The organism is Flavobacterium sp. KACC 22761, assembly GCF_034058155.1.
Taxonomy (GTDB): domain Bacteria; phylum Bacteroidota; class Bacteroidia; order Flavobacteriales; family Flavobacteriaceae; genus Flavobacterium.
Genome location: NZ_CP139148.1, coordinates 1380346 through 1396990 on the forward strand (window position 1 = coordinate 1380346; position 16645 = coordinate 1396990).

Consider the following 16645-nt stretch of genomic DNA (forward strand, 5'->3'; position numbering starts at 1 on the left):
AACCTTAATTTATGCTATTCAACATCTCCGCAATCTCATCTAATCTTGGAGTCAAGATGATTTCGATTCTTCGGTTTTTAGCTTTTCCTTCTGGAGTTGCATTGCTTGCAAGAGGAGAAAACTCGCTTCGTCCTGCTGCAGTAAGTTTTTGCTTGTTGATTTTTGTATTTTCACTTAAAATTGCCACAATTGCTGTTGCTCTTTTAGTTGACAAATCCCAGTTGTTTGCAATTGGTCCAGAACCTGCGTATGGATCATCGTCAGTATGACCTTCAATTAAAACCGAAAGATCTGGATTTTCACCTAAAACTTTTCCAAGTTCCACAACAGCTTTTCTACCTTCAGTTCCAACAGCCCAGCTACCTGAATTGAAAAGCAATTTGTTTTCCATAGAAACATAAACTTTTCCATTTTTCTGCTCAACTGTCAAACCTTTTCCTTCAAAACCATTTAAAGCTTTAGACAAAGTTTCTTTTAATTTTCGCATTGATTCTTCTTTCGCTGCGATCATATCTTCAAGCTCTTTCAAACGGCTTGCTGTTTTATCTAAACGTGCTTGTTCGTCTGCAAGTTTTTTAGATTTTGCTTCTAACTGTGCCAATAACTCACGGTTTTTAGCCATATTGCTTTCTAATGCATCATTGCTGTTTTTCTCTAATGCATTATAAGAATCCTGCAATACCTTATATTTTTTTTGTTCTGCAGCAAGATCTGCCTTTTGTTTTGCAAGATCATCTTTAGTAGTGGCTAAATCTTTCGTCAGCTTATCTTTGTCTAATTCTAACTGATTTTTTGCTGTTTTTAAATTTGCATTTTCATCAGCAATCGAACGATTCTCTTTTTTTAAATCTGAATATTTTGTTTCAAGATCATTGTAAATCTTTTTGGATACGCATGAAGTTGCAGACAAAGCTAAAACTACCAATCCAATAGAGGCTTTTTTAATCATTTTACTTTTTGGTTTTTATTTGGGGCTTAATTAATAAATATCAAAATTCAACGGCAATTTCAAAATTCAATTCTTTAAACTTTAAAACTTTCCATTTCTTCAACAAGAACAATACCAAACTTTACTCAATTTCGACTAAAACTGGACAATGGTCTGAGTGAACGGCATCAGGAAGAATAACGGCACGCTTCAATCGATGTTCCATCGAATTACTCACCAAGTTGTAATCGATACGCCAACCCTTATTGTTTCCGCGAGCTCCAGCGCGGTAACTCCACCACGAATAATGATGCGGATCTTTATTGAAATGACGGAAACTGTCGATAAAACCAGACTTCATAAAGCCATCAAGCCAAGCACGTTCAGCCGGCAAAAATCCAGAAACGGTTTTATTGCGCACCGGATCGTGAATATCAATGGCTTCGTGGCAAATATTATAATCGCCACAAATAATCAAATTCGGAATAGTTAATTTCAGTTCATTGATATATGTTTGAAAATCATCCATAAACATAAATTTATGATCCAATCTTTCAATATTTGTTCCCGATGGAAGGTATAAACTCATTACTGAAACATCTTCAAAATCAGCACGAAGATTACGCCCCTCAAAATCCATATGATGAATTCCTGTTCCATAAACCACTTCTTTCGGCTCAATTTTAGATAAAATTGCAACACCACTATAGCCTTTTTTAGTTGCAGGATAATAGTATTGATAAGGATAGCCAGCGGCGGTAATCGCTTCAACAGGAATTTGATCATGTGTCGCCTTAATTTCCTGAAGACAGATAACATCTGGACTCGCTGCTTGCAACCATTCGATAAAACCTTTGGTAATTGCCGCGCGAATTCCGTTTACATTATAAGAAATAATTTTCATCTAGGTATTTTTTTTAGGATTCCAAATGTAATAAAAAAGTGGAAAGTTTAGGATTGAATAAAGGAAAAGTAGAGTTTTTTGTTATCTTTGTTCGCTACTCTAATAATTTAAAAATAGTACATGGGTTTAGTTACCGCGAAAGAAGTTGCAAAGGCAATAAATGTTGATAAGTACGGCGTATTTGGTACTTTTTCAGGCTGGATTCTTATGAAGGTTCTTAAGATCTCGACCCTTAACAAAATTTACGATCGCAATAAACATTTGGAAGACCTTGCGTTTTTGAACGGAATTTTGGACGAGATGGAAATCAAATTTGAAATTCCTGAAGAAGATTTAAAACGTCTGCCAAAAGATGGTGCTTACATTACTATTTCAAATCATCCGCTTGGAGGAATTGATGGAATTTTGCTTTTGAAATTAATGCTTGAAAGAGAACCTAACTTCAAGATCATTGCAAATTTCTTATTGCACAGAATTGTTCCGATGAAAAAATACATTATGCCGGTTAATCCTTTTGAAAATCATAAGGATGCAAAATCGAGCGTAATTGGCATTAAAGAAACTTTGCGTCACTTGAGTGATGGAAAACCTTTAGGGATTTTTCCAGCTGGAGAAGTTTCAACTTATAAAGATGGAAAATTAGTCGTGGACAAACCATGGGAAGAAGGCGCTCTGAAATTAATCAGAAAAGCAAAAGTTCCTGTTGTTCCGATTTATTTTCATGCTAAAAACAGCAAATTATTCTATTGGCTTTCAAAAATAGACGACACTTTGCGTACGGCAAAACTTCCGTCTGAATTGCTTACGCAGAAAGACCGCGTGATCAAAGTTCGTATTGGAAAACCGATTTCTGTAAGTGAACAAAACGAAATTGAATCTTTTGAAGAATATTCAGAATTCTTAAGAAAGAAAACCTATATGCTTGCCAATCCTTTTGAAAAGGATACCAAACTTATTGATACAGCAAGTTTAAAAATACCAAAAGCGCCTAAAAAAATTGTTACGCCAGCAAACGAATCAAAATTAATTGATGAAGTTCAAGCGTTGAGAGATAGTGATGCTAGGTTTTTGCAAAGCAAAAATTATGAAGTATTCTTTGCAAGTGCAAAACAAATTCCAAACATTTTGCATGAAATTGGGCGTTTGCGCGAGATCACTTTCCGTGAAGTTGGTGAAGGAACAAATGAATCTATTGACTTAGACGAATACGACAAATATTACCACCACATGTTTTTATGGGATGATGAAACCAAAAAAATTGCGGGAGCATATCGTATGGGATTAGGTTCTGAAATATATCCAAAATACGGAATCGAAGGTTTTTATCTGACGGACCTTTTCAGATTTGAGCAGGAGCTTCACGATATGATGCACAAATCGATCGAAATGGGACGTGCATTTATTGTAAAAGAATATCAGCAAAAACCAATGCCTTTGTTTTTATTGTGGAAAGGTATTATTCATACAACTTTGCGTCATCCAGAGCACAAATATTTAGTTGGTGGTGTAAGTATCAGCAATCAATTTTCTGATTTCTCAAAATCATTGATGATTGAGTTCATGAAATCAAATTATTACGATCCATATATCGCACAATATATTCATCCGAAGAAAGCGTATAAAGTAAAATTAAAAGATGCTGATAAAGATTTCATTTTCGATGAAGCAGAATCTGACTTAAACAAGTTTGACAAAATCATTGACGAATTGGAACCAGGAAACCTGCGCTTGCCTGTTTTAATCAAGAAATACATCAAACAAAATGCAAGAGTGGTTGCTTTTAACGTTGATCCATTATTCAACAACGCAATTGACGGTTTAATGTACATTAGAATCGCAGATATTCCAGAAAGCACCATGAAACCCGTTATTGAAGAGTTTCAGATTGAATTGGAGAAAAAGCTATCTGAGAAAGAAGATTAATTAAATTCTATCAAAAACATAAAAAAAATCCCGTTTCTAAATTTGAAACGGGATTTTTTTATGTTTTAAAACCAACCTCTATAACCTACCTGATAAATTTGATAAAACTCTTCATCGGTTTTTGTCAAGTATATAATTCCTTCTATAAGACCTATCAAACCTCCAACACCGCACATCAAACCTAAAAGCAAATGAATAATACCCTCTTTTGTATAGCCTAAATAAAATTTATGAATTCCAAGAATACCAACTAAAATCGCCAAAATTCCCGCTGAAATTTTTTTATTTTCTTCTCTTGGCCTCGACGGAGTATTCCATGCCTCGTACTTTGTATTTTCCATTTTTTATTAGATTAATTAAAGCCTACTCTTTTTAGGATTTTCGGTCGCTCCTTTTCTAAATTCTTGTTAAAAATTTCATAACAATATTAAAAAAAAATAACTTTAAAAACTAATAATCAACAGCATAGTTAGATCAAAATCTTACAATTTAAAAACAGAAACTCTAAACTAAATCAAATCTCGGCAGATTTAGCAGCATAAACCATTTTTATTTTATCTACAATCACTTGAGCCAGACGCTCATGACTTTCAAAAGTCCAACCTGCAATATGTGGTGTAAGCAAAACGTTTTTAGCTTCCAACAAATATTGAAAGGCTTCTGGTGTATTTTTATCTTGAAAAAGTGTTTCAAAAGATAATTTCTCATACTCCAGAACATCCAAACCTGCTCCAAGAACCTTTTTAGACTTCATTGCTTCAACTAAATCTGCTGTAACTATATTTTTGCCACGCGAAGTATTTATGATCCAAAATGACTTCGAAAATGCGTTGATAAAATTTGCATCAACCATTTTGTCGGTTTCGGGTGTCCAAGGCAAATGCAAACTCAAAACATCGGCACTTTTTTGCAATTCGGCTAATGAAACTTGCTTGGCATTTTCGTCTCCTATATTTTCTAGAATGTCATAAAATAAAACTTCGGTATCAAAACCGCGGAGTTTTTTGGCGAAAGCCTTTCCCATATTTCCGTAACCAATAATTCCGACCGTTTTTCCGTCGAGTTCGTGACCGCGATTACTTTCTCTATTCCAATGTCCTGCTCTTACTTCGGCGTCGGCCTTATTTAAATTATTGAAAAGCGATAATAGTACGCCAAGCGAATGTTCTGCAACTGCGTTTCGATTTCCTTCTGGTGCCGCAATTAAATGAATTCCTTTCGCTGAAGCATATTCACAATCAATACTTTCCAGACCTGCGCCAACTCTTGCAATAAATTGCAACTTAGTTGCTTTATCTAGAAAAGCCTTGTCAATCTTGAAGCGACTGCGAATCACAATTCCGTTATAGTCTTGAATTTTAGCTTCTATCTCTTCTTTTGAAGATTTAAAATCGGCGTGGTTTTCAAAACCTGCTTCTTCTAATTGGTTCCACAAAACGGGATTATTGCTGTCGATATGAAGAATTTTTACACTCATTTTTCTTGAATTTTATGTACTGCAAAAATACAGTAATTCTACAAGATTCTTTTTATTTTCTCAAGTGCAAAAAGTGCAAAACACAAATTCATTTTATTTTTTTAACTTTGAAAATACGAGATAAAATCTTCACATCTCCAGAAAATCTGCCAAAATGAAATTGACCAAGACTTTTAATTCTTTTTTTAATAACGAAAAATCTGGCGGACTGCTTCTACTGTTTGTCACAATCTTCTCATTATATCTAGCAAATTCAGCTTATTCTGAAGGATATGTTTCTTTTTGGGAAAAAGATCTGGGCGGACATTCGATTACACATTGGATTAATGACGGCTTGATGACCATTTTCTTTTTACTGATCGGGTTAGAATTGGAACGCGAAATTTATCACGGTGAATTATCCAATATAAAAAATGCTTCACTTCCAATAATGGCCGCGCTTGGAGGCATGCTAGTTCCAGCCGCAATTTTTCTGGCTTTAAATTTTGGCACTGCAACTCAAAACGGAGCAGGAATTCCTATGGCGACAGACATTGCATTTGCAATCGGAATTTTATCGCTTTTAGGGAATAAAGTTCCCACTTCTTTAAAAGTCTTTTTAACCGCGCTTGCTGTGATTGATGATTTGGGAGCCATAATAGTCATTGCTGTATTTTACACCACATCGATTGCTTTTGTAAATCTTGCTATTGCATTAGGAATTTGGGGATTTCTTTTCGTTTTAAACCGAATGAAAATCAACAACATAATTCCGTATTTGATTGGCGGCATTTTTATGTGGTATTTTATGCTGAATTCTGGCGTTCATGCAACAATAACAGGTGTGATATTAGCTTTTGTAATTCCGTTTGGCGACGGCAGCGAACAATCATCTTCGTATAAATTACAGCATTTTTTACACAAACCCGTTGCTTTTATCATTTTGCCGCTTTTTGCCATTGCAAATACCTGTATTGCCATAAACCAAGATTGGCATGAAGGCTTAAATCACCCCAATACATTCGGAATTATTCTTGGTTTGGTCGTGGGGAAACCTTTAGGAATTATTCTTTTTTCATCGATTGGCGTAACGGCAGGTTTATGTGCTTTGCCAAAAAACTTAAAATGGGCTCATATTTTAGGCGCTGGAATGTTGGGCGGAATTGGGTTTACCATGTCGATTTTCATTACCATTTTGGCTTTTAAAGATCCTGAAACCATTATTTTTTCAAAAATTGCTATTCTGATTGCCTCAATGCTTTCTGGAATTTTCGGATTTGTTTATTTAAAATATACTTTGAAAAAGAATCAAAAATCAAAATCATGATCGCAAGAATTTGGCACGGAAAAACAAAAATGGAAGATTATGACGCTTATACCACGTTTCTGATCCAAATTGCCATTCCTGATTATGAAAAAACACCTGGTTTTGTGAAACTTTCTTTTTTAAGAAACATCAAAAATAATGAAGCCCATTTTACACTTATTACCTATTGGGAAAATTGGGAAGTGATCAAAAATTTTGCTGGAAAAGATATCGAAAAGGCGAAATATTATCCCGAAGACGAACATTTTCTTTTAGAATTTGAAGAGAATGTCGAACATTTTGAAGTTTTTGCCTAAATCAAAAAATGAGTTATTATGAACCGAATCAGAATCATAGTTTTTTCTTTAACTGCGCTAATCGTATTAGTAGTCGGAATAATTATGTATCTGAAGATTTTTAAAAAACCTGAAAACCCAGGCTGTGCAACACGCGATTTACCTTCTTGTGGAAATGTTGATTTAACTGAAAATCAAAAAAAAGGAAAAGAAGTGTTTGATTCAAATTGTGTGGCTTGTCATAAATTAAACTCAAAATCAACAGGACCAGCGCTCCATGAAGTTGATTCGATTGTTTTTGTAAACTGGCTGACCAATAAAAAATATAAAATCGACAGTTCGAAAGTAGAAATATTGGCAATTGATTATCATAAAACGGTGTTTTCAAAAACCTTGTCAAAAGAAGATGTTGCCTGCCTAATTGAATATTGCCACTCGAAATAAAATTCTAAAAAATAAAAAATTCCAAATCCCAACTAGAAAAAGTGGAATTTGGAATTTTAATTATTGTAATTTTTTATTTTAATAATCCTTTGATTTGTTTCAAAGAAGTTTTGATTCCTTTTATCAATGACGAACTGAAACCATTGTGTTCCATTTCATTCAAGCCAACAATTGTACAACCCTGTGGCGTTGTTACACGATCGATTAATTGTTCTGGATGCACTTTTTCATCTAGCAACATTTTTGCCGCTCCTTTTACCGTTTGCGCAGCAATTGCCAGAGCAGTATTCGAATCAAATCCAATTTCAATTCCCGCTTGCATTGATGCACGTATATAACGCAATGCATAAGCTGTTCCGCACGCGCCCAAAACTGTGGCTGCATCCATCAATTTTTCATCAATTACAGGTGCAGTTCCTAAATCCTGAAACAAATCGACAATTGGCATAGCTTCTTCGCGATCCGTTTCTGGAAACGAAATACAAGTCGCCGATTCTCCAAATTGTGCCGCAATATTAGGCATAATTCGCACAACTGGATAGGCATTATTTGTTTTTTCCTGAAGCATATCCAAAGACAATCCGCTTACTGCTGAAGCAATTGTTTTATTTTGGATTACAGGCAAAATTTCGGCCAAAACAGTATCAACCTGATACGGCTTTATCGTTAAAATTACCACATCAGCTTCCTGAATATTGTGTTTGTTATCATTAGACACTGTAATTCCATATTCAGATAAATATTGAATACTGGCAATGTTTCTTCTTGTTACGGTAACTTGATTGTTTTTCGAAAATTTAGCAATTCCCAAGGCAATAGAAACCCCAAGGTTTCCTCCTCCAATAATATGTACATTCATACTGCTTGGCTTTAATTTATTTTTGGCTGATTAACAGTCTGTTTTTTCGGCTACAAATTACATAGAATTTAAAGATTTTAAATCACTGTAATCTATTAATTTGTGCCAAAAATCTAAAATCCAAGAATCATTTTTGCTACTCCAAAGTAGAGCATAATTCCAAAAACGTCATTTGTTGTGGTGATAAACGGCCCCGTTGCAATTGCGGGATCGATTTTGTTTTTATGAAGAAACAACGGCACTAAAGTTCCAAGTGTTGCAGCAAACATAATTACCACAATCATTGAAATTGAAATTGCCAATCCCACTAAATATTGACCATACATCAGAGAATGATATCCGAGTAAAAGCAATGAAATAATACTTCCGGAAATCATCGAAACAGTTATTTCTTTGCTAAAATAGCTTCGGCTAAATTCTTTCAAAGTTCCGTTTGCCAAACCTTGCACCACAATTGCCGATGCCTGCACACCAATATTTCCAGCAGTTGCAGAAAGCAAAGGCACAAAAATAATTAGTGTTGAATATTTCTGAAAAGCAGTTTCGTTATCTTTCAAAACAAAAGACGCTACAATTTCAATTACCATTCCAATCAAAAGCCAAGGCAAACGTGCTTTTGTCAACTCTAAAACACTGTCATTTGTTTCAATGTCTTGTGTAATACCCGCCGCTAATTGGTAATCTTTATCGGCTTCTTCCTTGATTACGTCTACGATATCATCAATGGTGATTCTTCCTACCAAACGGCCAAGTTCATCAACAACCGGAATTGCCTCCAAGTCGTATTTTTGCATGATACGCGCCACTTCAACATCTTCGGTATCCACATTTACGAAATTTAACTTTCGGATATAAACATCTCCAATTTGAGTTTTAGTAGAAGAAGTCAGCAAATCCTTAAGAGATAACCTTCCTTTTAATCGGTTTTCATCGTCGACAACATAAATGGAATGAACTCTTGAAACATTCTCGGCTTGAATACGCATTTCTTTCACGCAAGTCAAGACATTCCAATTTTCATTGACCTTTACAAGCTCTTTTCCCATCAAACCACCCGCCGTATTTTCATCATAGCGTAATAACTCAACAATGTCTTTTGCGTGCTCAACATCGACCAATTCCGAGATAACTTCTGCCTTGATTTCATGCGAAAGTTCTGCGATAATATCGGCAGCGTCATTTGTTTCAAGCTCATCAAGCTCTTCGGCAATCTCTTTTGGTGATAATCGGCTTAAGATGTTTTCGCGCAGATCTTCTTCTAATTCAAGAAGAATTTCGGCGGTTTTATCACTATCTAAAACCTTAAAAATATAAGTTGCTTCGTCAAAATCCAGTTCTTCAAGGATTTCAGCAATATCAGCGTGGTGCAAATCGTTAAGTAAAACTTCAAGTTCTTTGTCGTTTTTCTGTACAATATGCTCTTCTAGTTGGTGGATTAATTCTTTGCTAACTTTGAACTCCATCGGCTTCTATTTTTTGAGTCAAAACAATAAATTCTTCAACGCTAAGCTGCTCGGGACGTTTATCAAAGATAGTGTCTTCTCGCAAATTATCAGATAAATTTAATGTTTTCAAACTGTTACGTAATGTTTTTCGTCTTTGCTGAAAAGCCGTTTTTACAACCGTAAAAAATAACTTTTCACCACAAGGAAGACTATAATCTTCCTTTCGGGTCATTTTCATCACACCCGACTTGACCTTGGGCGGAGGAATAAAAACATTTTCGTTTACAGTAAACAAATACTCAGTATCATAGAAAGCCTGTGATAGCACAGACAAGATTCCGTAGGTTTTTGATCCTTTTTTCTCGCAGATTCGCTCTGCAACTTCCTTTTGAAACATTCCAGAAAATTCTGGAATTTGATCTCTGAACTCAAGTGTTCTAAAAACAATCTGAGAAGAGATGTTATAAGGAAAATTGCCAATAATGGCGAATTGTTTGTTTTCGTAAACCTGATTTATATTGTATTTCAGAAAGTCTTCTGAAATAATTTTGTCTTTTAATTTCGGATAATTCGCATCTAAATACGCTACAGATTCAGTATCGATCTCGATTACTCGTGTTGTAATTGGCTTATCAAGCAAGTATTTAGTAAGCACACCCATCCCTGGTCCTATTTCTAAAACCTCATCATATCCCTTTAAGCTCAAAGTATCGGCAATTGCTTTTGCGATGCTTTCGTCTTTAAGGAAATGCTGTCCTAAATGTTTTTTGGCTTTTACTTTTTCCATTTTCTTACCTGTTTTGCCACGAGGCTGCAAAAGTATTCTTTTTGAAGCGAAGGGTCAAAGCTTATTTCACTTTTTTTGCCACGAAGGCACAAAGTCACAAAGCTTTATATTCTTTTGCCACAAATTCCACAAATTATCACAAATTTTAAATCAAATAATCTGGGTAAATCCGTTTAATCAGCCAAATCTGCGGGCAATTCTCTTTTCTGACAACTGAAAACCGAGACTGCGAGCTAATCAATGCTCCGAAATAACCTCCAATTCCGTTCTGAACGAAAGCATTTTATCAGCAAATAATTCTAACGCTTCTCTATCAAACTTCGGTTGATCTTCCAGATAATATTTCTCCAACGTTTCTTTGCTGTCTGTTGTATATTGAACAGAATAGGTAATGCCACCCATTTCTTCTTCAACCAAAACCTTTACAATTCGTGCCGATGAAAATTTTTGCGTTGCCAGAATTTCTGGAATATGTTTTTCCTGCATCCATTTCAACCATTGGTCATGAGCGCTTTCGTGTATATTTGTGGTAATGTTGTAAATAATCATTTTTTAAAGATTCTGAGATTCTAAGGTACTAATATTCTAAGTTTTTTTACTTTGACTCTTCAACCGTTTTTGAATCATCACATTATTAATTCTTTTTGTTTATTCAAGAAATGGTTAAACAAATAACCGATTAAACCAAATTATAGATTCTTATCTCCTCTTAATTCGCGGTATTTTTTTCTGGCATCAACAAAGTAAATACTGTCTTGATGATTGAAAATTACCTTTTCATACAAAGGTTTTGCTTTTTCGGTATCGTGAAGTTCATCGCTGTAAATTTCTGCTGAAAAAAACAGTGCTTCATCTACATAAATTCCATCTCCATGATGGTCTATAATCTGCTGATATTGGCTTAAAGCCGAATTATAATCTTTCAAGCTTTCGTATATTTTTCCTAAACGCAACATTGTAACAGCCTCGATTTCCTGACCTTTAAAGGTTTTCAAGATATTCTGAAACTGCGCAATTGCTTCTGGTTTTTTATTCTGATAAATTAAAAAATCGCCTTTTGCAAATTGTTTCAATGCGGTTTGCGTCGAATCGGCAACGGTATTGTCGTTGATCAGCAAAAAATATTCAAGAGCGTCATTGGCAATCAATTGTGTATTTGCCGATTTTAATTCTTTAAACTGTTTTAAAGCCCATTCAAAATCGGCTTTATAATAACTTGTTTTTGCAGCTTTCAGACTTGCTTCATGTGCCATAACATCATTTTTCAAATCCAATTGAATCTGCGAATAATAAATGAGCGCCTGATTGAATTTTTCCTGTAAAAGCAAAATATCTGCCAATTCCATTTTAGCATCGGCTTGCTGATAATCGTTTAAATTGAGTTCCAAAGCATGTTTGACAATCGCAATACCTTCTTCTGGATTTTTCAAATTAAAAGCAGCAAAATGCGCCTTAATCAACTGCAAAGATAGAGTAAAAGGAGTTGTTCCGTAAGTTGCAAGCAATTGTTGCAACTCAGCATCGATTGCCGGATAATCTTTTTCTTGTGCTTTATCAATTTTGATTTGCATCAAATAGCCATTTGACTGAATTAACAAATCCTGATCTTTAGTGTTTTGCAAAATAAAATTTAAGATTTCTGCGGCGGTTTCATCATCATCTTCATTCATTGCAAACTGACTTAGATTTACAATACTCGAAAGCGATTCGGGCTCACGTTTGTAAATGGCTTTTTCTTGAATAAACGCTTTTCCAAATTCTTTCTGCTGCACATAAAACCAACTCAAATAATGATTCCAAAATACATCTTGATCTTTTTGTGTTTTTAAAATCAAAGCTTTTCGCATGGCATCTTTGAAGGCAGTATTATCGGTTTCACCATTCATAAAACGCGATAATTGCGTCTGAATCAAATTTGCATTTTGCGGATTTTTATAGGATTCGGTCAACAAAAGATCAATCATCTCATCAGTTTTGCCCAATTGACCGTACAACATTCCAATTTGAAAATTAAAATTGTAATTCGGCTGAATCTGCATTGCGGTTTGATAGGCTTTTAAGGCATATTCCAACAATACTTTTTTCTCAAATGAATTCCCAATTCCGTAAACATCATTTGGGTTTGCTTTGATTTTTTCTATCGCTTGATCATAGTAATTTCTAGCTTTAGATTCGTTTTTCTGCAATTGGTAATTGTAGCCTAATTCCACCAAAAAAACACCTTGTTTGTATTTATTGTAACGATCCAAAATTGCTTTTTCCGCAACTTGAAATTGCTGCAATTGCTGATAGCAGTCAATCGTTCTTAAAAAATATTGGGTATTGGATGGCGCGCTGTTCAAAAGCTCTTCATAACTGACTTTTGCTTTTTCAAAATCGCCCTTATCGTAATAATATTGAGCCAATTGCTCATTTTGGGCAAAAGTAAAACCAGACCACAACAAAACGATATAGATAAAGATGTTTTTCATATTTCAGTTTTTAATTGTGGTATTTTATTCAGCCACAGTTTGCAGTCTCGGTAATCGTTTAAATTAAACTGAACTGAGACTGCGACTGCAAACTATATACTAAAGTTAGTCAATTATGTCAAATCCGCAATAAGGACGTAAAACTTCTGGAATTACGATTCCTTCTGGAGTTTGGTAATTTTCTAAAATTCCGGCCAAAACTCTAGGCAAAGCCAATGAACTTCCGTTCAAAGTGTGCGCCAATTGGTTTTTTCCGTCTTTGTCTTTGAAACGCAATTTCAAGCGATTTGCTTGGAACGTTTCGAAGTTAGAAACTGAACTAATTTCCAACCAACGATCTTGTGCCGTAGAAAACACTTCAAAATCATACGTCAAAGCCGATGTAAATCCCATATCGCCTCCGCAAAGACGTAAAATTCTATACGGTAATTTCAACTCTTGAAGAATATTTTTCACATGTTCTACCATTCCGTCCAAAGCTTCGTATGATTTTTCAGGATGCTCAATGCGCACGATTTCCACTTTGTCAAATTGGTGCAAACGGTTTAATCCACGAACATGCGCTCCATAAGAACCTGCTTCACGACGGAAACATGGCGTATAAGCGGTATGTAAAACTGGCAATTCGCTTTCGTTCAAAATAACATCGCGGAATAAATTTGTAACCGGAACCTCAGCCGTTGGAATCAAATATAAATCATCAACCGTTGCATGGTACATTTGCCCTTCTTTGTCTGGCAATTGTCCTGTTCCGTAACCTGAAGCTTCGTTTACCAAATGCGGCACTTGAACTTCATTGTATCCTGCAGCTGTATTTTTATCTAAAAAATAATTGATTAAAGCACGTTGCAAACGAGCTCCTTTTCCTTTGTAAACCGGAAAACCAGCACCAGTTATTTTTACACCAAGCTCAAAATCTATAATATCATATTTCTTCACCAATTCCCAGTGCGGCTGTGCGCCTTCGTGCAAAACTGGAATATCGCCTTCTTGAAAAACATTCAAATTGTCATCTGGTGTTTTTCCTTCAGGAACAATATCAGCAGGTAAATTTGGTAAAGTGTATAATTTATTTGTCAATTCAACTGCAAGAGCCTCGGCTTTTTCGCCAAGTTCTTTGCTTTTTTCTTTTAATGAAACTGTTTTTTCTTTTAAAATAGCCGCTTTAGATTTCTCGCCAGCTTTCATTAATTCGCCAATATCTTTGGATAATTTATTAGATTCAGATAAAACATTGTCTAATTCTACTTGCGCAGCACGACGGTTTTCATCTAATTGCACCACCTCTTCAACAACGCTTTTAGCATCGATATTTCGTTTTGCTAAAGCCTTGATTACTTTCTCTTGATTCTCTCTAATAAATGCGATTTGTAACATAGCTTGTTTTTTATAACTATTGTATTTTTTATAACGGAAGCAAATTTAAGGAAATGTTTCCTAAGAATAAGACAAAGTTTATCGGGAAAAAAGTTATTTCACCACGACACACTAAGATTTCACAGAGATCCGCAAAGAAATTCGAAAAACTTTTCGAATCTGTGGAACCTTTGCGAGACTTTGTGGCATAAAAAAACGGAAACAACTTTAAGCCATTTCCGTTTAGCGCTAAATTCTTTGATTTAGAATTTGAATATTTATCTCGTGTAAACCGTGATTACACCACTAGCATCTCTAAGCTTAAGTTCCTTAAGAGTCAAGTTTACAATATCTTGGGTTTTGCTTACACCATTTACAACGGTAGTTAAATTATTGTGTGATCTTGAATAAATTCCTGATTGAACGGTTAATGCACAAGCACTTACAACAGAACTATAATCTCCCATATTAACTGTGTTGTCTAATTTTAATTCCATATAATCACTATTGCATCCACTTTGATTTTCTGGTGCGTCAGTCAAAGTTTCAGTCCCATTTATTACAGTTCCTTTTTTGCTTAAATCCCATTTGCCCTCTAATGGAATTAGTGTTTCCCCTTCGTTGTCGTCGCTACTGCACGACACAGTTGATAATCCGATGCATAATAATAATCCGAATAATATACGTTTAGTTTTGATGTTTCTTTTCTTTAAAATTAATACTGCTAAATTAATTTTAAAGCTTTGCGAATTTGTTACATAACTTGACTTAACGTTTATATAATTTCTAGAAATTCGTAAGTAAATTCACAAACATTGCTTAAAACCCAAAAGATTAAAAATCAGCAAAATGAAAAATTATATTAAAAGATAACTTACTAAAATAATTCTGATATATTTGTTTTAACACTAATTTATAATGATTATGCTTATGAAAAAAATTACTTTACTACTCTTATTATTCGTTTCTGTAGTATTTACTGGTTGCGGTGAACAAACTACCACCAGTTACAACAACCAAATTGTTGAAGCGCATAAAAAACTTTTCGATGCAAACGATGCATTTTTAAGCGGCAGTTTAAATTTTATTGGAAAACCAGAATCAAAAAAAGAATTCCTGAAATTAATTGCTTCAACTAGAAACAAACTTGTAGCTGCACAAAAACCCGTTAATCTCTTAATCCCCATGAATACCGATCATGGTCTTAGAAAAACAATGTTAGACATGTTTGACCTTAGCATTGCGACAATGGATGGTTTTGAAGCCAACATAGACATGCTTACAACAAAAAACAATGAAGAAAAAGCAGCTACAATGATGCAAGGTGCTTTTAGCGGTTTATTAGACCTTGACAAAGAAATTAAAGCAATTCAAGTAGAATATGCAGATGCTAACAATGCTCAATTAAGATAAAATCTTAATTGGGCATTTGTCCTTCTTTATTAAAACCCTTTATTTTCTACCGATAATGTTTTCAATTCATTTGCTTTAAAAAGGCGCTTTTGCCCGAGGTTAATCAAAACCTTTGTCACTTTGCTCCTCTGAATCTTTGAACCTTAAAAAAACTAAGCTCGCTTAATTTCGTGCCCAACAAATTCTTCCAAAACCGCAAACATATCATCAACCGGAAGCGCTTCAAAATCAGGATGCGATTTTAAGAAATTTGCATTCAGCTCAACCAAGTTTTCTTCCAATTCAAAAAAAGCATTATTGTTAAAAGAATCCCGAATTGGGTTTGCGCCTTCAAATTTTCCTTTCAAAAACTTATCAAGTTTGATATTGCTTGTAATTCTGACTTTCTTGCTTTGTTCCAAAAACAATTCCAAATGCTTTTCGGCGCCAATTAACGCCAGACCTTCTTCAATCAATTCGTTCAAATCCTTATTCCAACCTGAATTATGCACAAATTGCGCAAAATTTCCCTGTGTATATTGCGACCAATAATAATCTAAGTAATAACTTGTCAACGCATCTTCATGAATAAATTCGTCGTCGACGCCTTCCTCGCGCATCAAATTGATCACCGAAATATTAGAATGAATCACATCCTGCGGATTTTCACTATTCATTGCTGTTTCTGAAACTAATATTCTCCCAAATTCTTCCATTTCTATATCAATGTTTTGATTTGATTTTGCCACTATTTCTTTCAAACGAAGTTTTTGCGCTTCCTTCTCTTCACGAAGTTTCGCTTTCTTTCTGTTTAACAATTTAGTATGCAAAGCCTTGTTTTTCGTATTTTTTTCTGGTCCTTTTGCCATGATTTTTCTTCTTTTATCGTATAAATACTAAAGAATCGTTTTGCAAATTTCGGAGAAATATCAATATGTTTCCCGAATATTTTTTTTGGCGTTTCCCGCCGATCGGCGGGTCGGGCTATCCGCTTCAAGTCCTCGCACTTCCTTCGTCAGGCTGTGGGCTTTTCACTGCAAATGAAATTCACTGAACTCCACTAAAAAATAAATATATT

17 protein-coding genes are annotated in these 16645 nt (G+C 34.8%); 5 read left to right on the top strand and 12 right to left on the bottom strand.

Annotation, left to right across the window (positions count from 1 at the left end):
• Nucleotides 1-4: 4 nt before the first annotated feature.
• Complete coding sequence (locus SCB73_RS06060) at nt 5-949, bottom strand: OmpA family protein (RefSeq protein ID WP_320569193.1); 945 nt, start codon at nt 947-949, stop codon at nt 5-7.
• 121 nt (nt 950-1070) lie between these two features.
• Entirely contained in the window at nt 1071-1832 is a 762-nt protein-coding gene (locus tag SCB73_RS06065) for an exodeoxyribonuclease III (RefSeq protein ID WP_320569194.1), read from the bottom strand.
• Nucleotides 1833-1952: 120 nt separating this feature from the next.
• On the opposite strand from SCB73_RS06065, the gene SCB73_RS06070 reads away from it, so the two are divergent.
• A complete protein-coding gene (locus SCB73_RS06070; protein ID WP_132987802.1) occupies nt 1953-3755 on the top strand; it encodes a GNAT family N-acyltransferase in 1803 nt (600 codons plus the stop codon).
• A 65-nt stretch (nt 3756-3820) separates the two neighbouring features.
• Here the strand turns inward: SCB73_RS06070 and SCB73_RS06075 are convergent, their stop codons facing one another.
• Together SCB73_RS06075 and SCB73_RS06080 are read right to left on the bottom strand one after the other, a co-directional pair.
• Nucleotides 3821-4096, bottom strand: a complete 276-nt coding sequence (locus tag SCB73_RS06075) for a TM2 domain-containing protein (RefSeq protein ID WP_320569195.1) — start codon at nt 4094-4096, stop codon at nt 3821-3823.
• 173 nt (nt 4097-4269) lie between these two features.
• Nucleotides 4270-5232, bottom strand: a complete 963-nt coding sequence (locus SCB73_RS06080) for a 2-hydroxyacid dehydrogenase (protein ID WP_320569196.1) — start codon at nt 5230-5232, stop codon at nt 4270-4272.
• A 154-nt stretch (nt 5233-5386) separates the two neighbouring features.
• On the opposite strand from SCB73_RS06080, the gene nhaA reads away from it, so the two are divergent.
• Genes nhaA through SCB73_RS06095 form a run of 3 tightly spaced genes read left to right on the top strand, consistent with a single transcriptional unit; the run spans nt 5387 to nt 7257 of the window.
• The gene (gene nhaA / locus SCB73_RS06085; protein WP_320569197.1) at nt 5387-6538 is read left to right on the top strand and encodes a Na+/H+ antiporter NhaA; all 1152 of its coding nucleotides are present in this window, start codon (nt 5387-5389) and stop codon (nt 6536-6538) included.
• A complete protein-coding gene (locus SCB73_RS06090) occupies nt 6535-6834 on the top strand; it encodes an antibiotic biosynthesis monooxygenase (RefSeq protein WP_320569198.1) in 300 nt (99 codons plus the stop codon). The genes nhaA and SCB73_RS06090 overlap by 4 nt, the downstream gene beginning before the upstream one ends.
• Before the next feature lie 18 nt (nt 6835-6852).
• Nucleotides 6853-7257, top strand: coding sequence for a c-type cytochrome (locus SCB73_RS06095; RefSeq protein ID WP_320569199.1), 405 nt, complete (start codon nt 6853-6855; stop codon nt 7255-7257).
• 73 nt (nt 7258-7330) lie between these two features.
• Here SCB73_RS06095 and proC read toward each other — a convergent pair whose 3' ends face one another.
• From proC to SCB73_RS06130, 7 genes are all read right to left on the bottom strand, one after another.
• On the bottom strand, nt 7331-8116 hold the full coding sequence (gene proC / locus SCB73_RS06100) for a pyrroline-5-carboxylate reductase (protein WP_320569200.1): 786 nt from the start codon (nt 8114-8116) through the stop codon (nt 7331-7333).
• Nucleotides 8117-8229: 113 nt separating this feature from the next.
• On the bottom strand, nt 8230-9579 hold the full coding sequence (gene mgtE, locus SCB73_RS06105) for a magnesium transporter (RefSeq protein ID WP_320569201.1): 1350 nt from the start codon (nt 9577-9579) through the stop codon (nt 8230-8232).
• On the bottom strand, nt 9563-10348 hold the full coding sequence (gene rsmA, locus SCB73_RS06110; protein ID WP_132987813.1) for a 16S rRNA (adenine(1518)-N(6)/adenine(1519)-N(6))-dimethyltransferase RsmA: 786 nt from the start codon (nt 10346-10348) through the stop codon (nt 9563-9565). Before rsmA ends, mgtE begins: the two co-directional genes overlap by 17 nt.
• Before the next feature lie 237 nt (nt 10349-10585).
• Nucleotides 10586-10897, bottom strand: a complete 312-nt coding sequence (locus SCB73_RS06115) for a DUF4286 family protein (RefSeq protein WP_132987814.1) — start codon at nt 10895-10897, stop codon at nt 10586-10588.
• Nucleotides 10898-11037: 140 nt separating this feature from the next.
• Complete coding sequence (locus tag SCB73_RS06120) at nt 11038-12819, bottom strand: tetratricopeptide repeat protein (protein ID WP_320569202.1); 1782 nt, start codon at nt 12817-12819, stop codon at nt 11038-11040.
• Nucleotides 12820-12924: 105 nt separating this feature from the next.
• Nucleotides 12925-14196, bottom strand: coding sequence for a serine--tRNA ligase (serS, locus tag SCB73_RS06125; protein ID WP_320569203.1), 1272 nt, complete (start codon nt 14194-14196; stop codon nt 12925-12927).
• A 257-nt stretch (nt 14197-14453) separates the two neighbouring features.
• Nucleotides 14454-14819 (bottom strand): lipocalin family protein, encoded by a 366-nt coding sequence (locus tag SCB73_RS06130; RefSeq protein ID WP_320569204.1) that lies wholly within the window; start codon nt 14817-14819, stop codon nt 14454-14456.
• Nucleotides 14820-15105: 286 nt separating this feature from the next.
• Here SCB73_RS06130 and SCB73_RS06135 point away from each other — a divergent pair, with 286 nt between their 5' ends.
• A complete protein-coding gene (locus tag SCB73_RS06135) occupies nt 15106-15588 on the top strand; it encodes a hypothetical protein (protein ID WP_320569205.1) in 483 nt (160 codons plus the stop codon).
• A gap of 152 nt (nt 15589-15740) precedes the next feature.
• Here the strand turns inward: SCB73_RS06135 and SCB73_RS06140 are convergent, their stop codons facing one another.
• Entirely contained in the window at nt 15741-16283 is a 543-nt protein-coding gene (locus SCB73_RS06140) for a DMP19 family protein (RefSeq protein ID WP_465221496.1), read from the bottom strand.
• Nucleotides 16284-16645: the final 362 nt, after the last annotated feature.

Coding starts and splice junctions, on each gene's coding strand:
- SCB73_RS06060 (WP_320569193.1), bottom strand. CDS start 949: ATGATTAAAAAAGCCTCTATTGGATTGGTAGTTTTAGCTTTGTCTGCA.
- SCB73_RS06065 (WP_320569194.1), bottom strand. CDS start 1,832: ATGAAAATTATTTCTTATAATGTAAACGGAATTCGCGCGGCAATTACC.
- SCB73_RS06070 (WP_132987802.1), top strand. CDS start 1,953: ATGGGTTTAGTTACCGCGAAAGAAGTTGCAAAGGCAATAAATGTTGAT.
- SCB73_RS06075 (WP_320569195.1), bottom strand. CDS start 4,096: ATGGAAAATACAAAGTACGAGGCATGGAATACTCCGTCGAGGCCAAGA.
- SCB73_RS06080 (WP_320569196.1), bottom strand. CDS start 5,232: ATGAGTGTAAAAATTCTTCATATCGACAGCAATAATCCCGTTTTGTGG.
- nhaA (WP_320569197.1), top strand. CDS start 5,387: ATGAAATTGACCAAGACTTTTAATTCTTTTTTTAATAACGAAAAATCT.
- SCB73_RS06090 (WP_320569198.1), top strand. CDS start 6,535: ATGATCGCAAGAATTTGGCACGGAAAAACAAAAATGGAAGATTATGAC.
- SCB73_RS06095 (WP_320569199.1), top strand. CDS start 6,853: ATGAACCGAATCAGAATCATAGTTTTTTCTTTAACTGCGCTAATCGTA.
- proC (WP_320569200.1), bottom strand. CDS start 8,116: ATGAATGTACATATTATTGGAGGAGGAAACCTTGGGGTTTCTATTGCC.
- mgtE (WP_320569201.1), bottom strand. CDS start 9,579: ATGGAGTTCAAAGTTAGCAAAGAATTAATCCACCAACTAGAAGAGCAT.
- rsmA (WP_132987813.1), bottom strand. CDS start 10,348: ATGGAAAAAGTAAAAGCCAAAAAACATTTAGGACAGCATTTCCTTAAA.
- SCB73_RS06115 (WP_132987814.1), bottom strand. CDS start 10,897: ATGATTATTTACAACATTACCACAAATATACACGAAAGCGCTCATGAC.
- SCB73_RS06120 (WP_320569202.1), bottom strand. CDS start 12,819: ATGAAAAACATCTTTATCTATATCGTTTTGTTGTGGTCTGGTTTTACT.
- serS (WP_320569203.1), bottom strand. CDS start 14,196: ATGTTACAAATCGCATTTATTAGAGAGAATCAAGAGAAAGTAATCAAG.
- SCB73_RS06135 (WP_320569205.1), top strand. CDS start 15,106: ATGAAAAAAATTACTTTACTACTCTTATTATTCGTTTCTGTAGTATTT.
- SCB73_RS06140 (WP_465221496.1), bottom strand. CDS start 16,283: ATGGAAGAATTTGGGAGAATATTAGTTTCAGAAACAGCAATGAATAGT.